Source organism: Desulfurellaceae bacterium, assembly GCA_021296095.1.
Classification (GTDB): domain Bacteria; phylum Desulfobacterota; class Binatia; order Bin18; family Bin18; genus JAAXHF01.
The window spans coordinates 524-3,947 of sequence record JAGWBB010000164.1; the positions used below are offsets into that span (position 1 = coordinate 524).

General features: G+C 61.9%; 3 protein-coding genes and 1 pseudogene. 2 read left to right on the plus strand and 2 right to left on the minus strand.

Annotation, left to right across the window (positions count from 1 at the left end):
• Both J4F42_22200 and J4F42_22205 read right to left on the minus strand, forming a co-directional pair.
• Positions 1 to 1,418, minus strand: a 1,418-nt coding sequence (locus tag J4F42_22200; GenBank protein MCE2488236.1) for an AAA family ATPase, incomplete at its 3' end; no start/stop codon positions are given.
• Entirely contained in the window at positions 1,415 to 1,612 is a 198-nt protein-coding gene (locus tag J4F42_22205; protein ID MCE2488237.1) for a hypothetical protein, read from the minus strand. The genes J4F42_22205 and J4F42_22200, both read right to left, overlap by 4 nt.
• Before the next feature lie 185 nt (positions 1,613 to 1,797).
• On the opposite strand from J4F42_22205, the gene J4F42_22210 reads away from it, so the two are divergent.
• Together J4F42_22210 and J4F42_22215 are read left to right on the plus strand one after the other, a co-directional pair.
• On the plus strand, positions 1,798 to 2,795 hold a 998-nt coding region (locus J4F42_22210), incomplete at its 3' end, for a leucine-rich repeat domain-containing protein (protein MCE2488238.1).
• Between the two features lie 4 nt (positions 2,796 to 2,799).
• A pseudogene (locus J4F42_22215) lies at positions 2,800 to 3,424 on the plus strand (leucine-rich repeat domain-containing protein).

Consider the following 3,424-nt stretch of genomic DNA (forward strand, 5'->3'; position numbering starts at 1 on the left):
CCCTCTCGGGTCATAAGAGACTCTCCCCGTCCCTCGACAAAACCGGCCACCGAGGCCGACAGCCGCTCATCGGCGACGGTCTGCAAAACCGCCACCTGCTCAGCCACGGGTAGCTGTTCAGCCTGCTCAAGTGTTTGCAGTTCCCCCCGGATCGCCTCAGCCTGGATATCGAGCCGGGTGAGTTCCTGTCGGCAGCACACCACATCGGCCGCCCGTAAGGTCGCCAGCACCAGGAAGACAAAGGCGAACGTACCGGTGCCAAGTGCGTAGACGGCCTGGCTCACAAACGGGATGCCGGATGTGGCCACCAGACCCAGTACGCCCAGTCCGATCATCAGCAAGCGTCGTTGGCGAGCGGTAGAGAGTTCGTCGCTCAGAGCCGTCCGACGCTGGGCCAGAGGTTGGAGGTCGGAGTTGGCCTGGGCCGGACGGTCGCCCTCGCCCACCAACCAGGACTGACTCTCACGCCGGGCCGAGAGGTGTTGACGGACCGGCTCAAAAGCTTCCAGTTGGTTCTCAAGCTCGCTCAGCCACGAGTTGAGTCCGGCACCGGCTGCCGCATCTCCCCCGGCGGCCTGATACGCTTCGGCCAGCTGTTGGCTGGCCGCGCTCAAACCTCGGGCCGTATCGTACCACTCGTCCAGCGATTTGGCCGGGGCGGTTTCGGCCAGTTGCTCAACCTGTCCGACGACCCGCTCGACAGCGGTTTGCAGTCCGTTTGCAGCGCTTGTCGTACGCTCCCGCTCGGCCTCGGCCTGCTTCAAGGCGTCCAGCCGGGACTGGTGTTCGGCCTGGAGCTGGACCAGGGCTGCGGGTTGGATATTCAGGTCGGCCAGCTGTTGCTGAACCGCGTTGATTTTCGATTCGATTGGAATGAGGGCGTCCTGAGCCGTCCGCATCTCGGACTCACACTCGGCGGAGATGTTGTTGAGGGTCTGGATGCCGGACAGCACTCTGACCGTCTGTTTCAACACCTCGGGAGCGATCACATTCCGCTGGGCCAGATAGAAGGAATCGACAAAACGCTGGTAGGTGAAGCCGCCCAGCTGGACGATCATCTCATTCACCGCCTCCAGACCGCGTGCCAGGGGGATGGACGATCCGGTCTGGGCGAGTTGGGCGGTACAGGTACCATCGCCATCAAACTGGCGGCTGACCGTATACGTGTTGCCGTCCCGGACCCTGAAATCGACCCACAGAGCGCCCGAAAACTGCCCCCATTTGATGATCTTGGTCAGCTGGCTGGCCTCGACCGTCGAGGTCCGGCCGAAAAGCGCCAGGCAGACGATCTCAACGATTGAGGTTTTGCCGGATTCGTTCGGCCCGCTGATACCGATGAGGCCGACCGAGGGCAGCTCGGACAGGTGCAGCTTGGCGTAGCGCAGGATATTCTCGGCCCGGATCTGGGTGATAATCATCGCGCATCCCTCGACTCACGGTGCTTGAGTTTGCGCAGGACGAGGTCGTGCGCCTGCTGGTACAGGGCTTCGTCAAAGTCGGGCTCAAGGCTGCGCCGGCGTTCTATTTCGGCTGTACTCTGGCGGGTAAACTCGTGGGCTAAATCGCTGAGGTCGAAGGTCTGGATAATAGGTCGTTGGTCGGCTGTCGTCACTCACCCCTCCCGTCATCTGGCGTCTGCCAGTCTACACAGCATCCAGTTAAAGAAATTTTAGCCGGTCCGCAAGGGTACCCGTGCAGCCTTGACACAAACACCCCTCAGTTATAGCAATCCGAGACGTTCAGTAAGAGTTCGAAGCGGAAGACTGAAGCTGCTGTCCGCTGAGGAGTGGAGTAAGGATGACCAGTATTATCAAGCCTAGCGATGTCGGCCGAGGGCCCCAAAAGCAGGGATGCTACCACCGGGGTATAGGAAGAGCCGGCCTGCTCTTCCTCCTGACCGTCAGCCTGCTCGTACTGTCTTCCACCGCTCAGGCGCAGATGCAGTCTGGCGTCTGCGACCGGACCCCACAGGTGAGAGACGCCCTCGTCGCTATAGTCGGAGGCGAGGCGAGCTGCGCCGAGGTGACAGCCGACCAGCTCGGCCGTATCAGGGTTTTGAGTTTGGGCTCCGAACGCATAGCAACACTACAGTCGGGTGACTTTGCCGGTCTCACCAGCTTGGAGCAGTTGGATCTCTACGACAACGAACTCACCAGCCTGCCCCCCAACGTCTTCGCCGGCCTCACCAACTTGCGACAGCTGAACCTGTGGCACAACGACCTCGCCAGCCTCTCCCCCAACGTCTTCGCCGACCTCACCAATTTGAGAGTTTTGGATCTGGACGACAACGACTTCACCGACATCCCGCCCAATGTCTTTGCCGGCCTGACCAATCTGGTGTACTTGTGGCTCAACGACACCCGCCTCACTACCCTCCCGTCCGGCATCTTTGCCGGCCTGACCAATCTGGAGTACTTGGTACTCTCTGGCAATGAGCTCACCACTCTTCCCCCCAACGTCTTTGCTGGTCTTACCAATCTGCAGACCTTGCGGCTTAACAACAACCCTCTCAGCGCCCTCCCCTCCGACGTCTTTACCGGCCTGACCAATCTGCAAAGCTTATGGCTCCACGACACCCACCTCACCACCCTCCCGCCCGGCATCTTTACCGGCCTGACCAATCTGGCGTACTTGTATCTCCACGAAAACGATCTCACCGCCCTCCCGCCCGACGCCTTTACCGGCCTGACCAACCTGCAGACCCTGTTCCTCAACCGCAACCGCCTCACCGCCCTCCCGCCCGGTGTTTTTACCGGCCTGACCAATCTGGCAAGATTAGAGATCGGCACGAATCANNNNACGCTCTTCGTCGGCCTGAGCAGCCTGCGGGTCTTAGGGCTCAGCGGCAACCACCTGACCAGCCTGCCTCCCAAGGTGTTTGCCGGTCTCACCAGCCTGCGGCAAGTGTGGCTCAACGCCAACCCTGGTGCCCCCTTTCCCGTGGCGATGACGCTGGAGAACACCACGCCTTCCGGTGGAGTCGTCGTCAAGGTCGCTGCCGGCGCGCCATTCGCCATGACGGTCGACCTGTCCGTGACCGGCGCGACCTTATCAGCTCCGTCGGTCACCGTGGCCACGGGCGGCGTCACCAGCGACGCGATTACCGTCATCCAGACCGGCGGCCCGGTACGGATCACGCTGGGTGCCGCGCCAGCGCTTCCAAGCGGCACCTGCTCCTGGCTCGACCTCCCCTGCTACCGAGGGTTGATGCCGACCGTGTCGAGCGAGCCGTTTGAACCGGACGTCGCTCCATTGACGCCGCCCGTCGACACCCACGCCGATACGCCACGCACGGCCACGCGCGTCAACGCGACCTCATCAACCCCGGGTCAGATTGGACCGGCGGGCGATGTCGATTACTTCCGGATTGCCGTACCCCAAGCCGGAACGCTGACGGTCGAGACAACCGGCAATATGGACACCG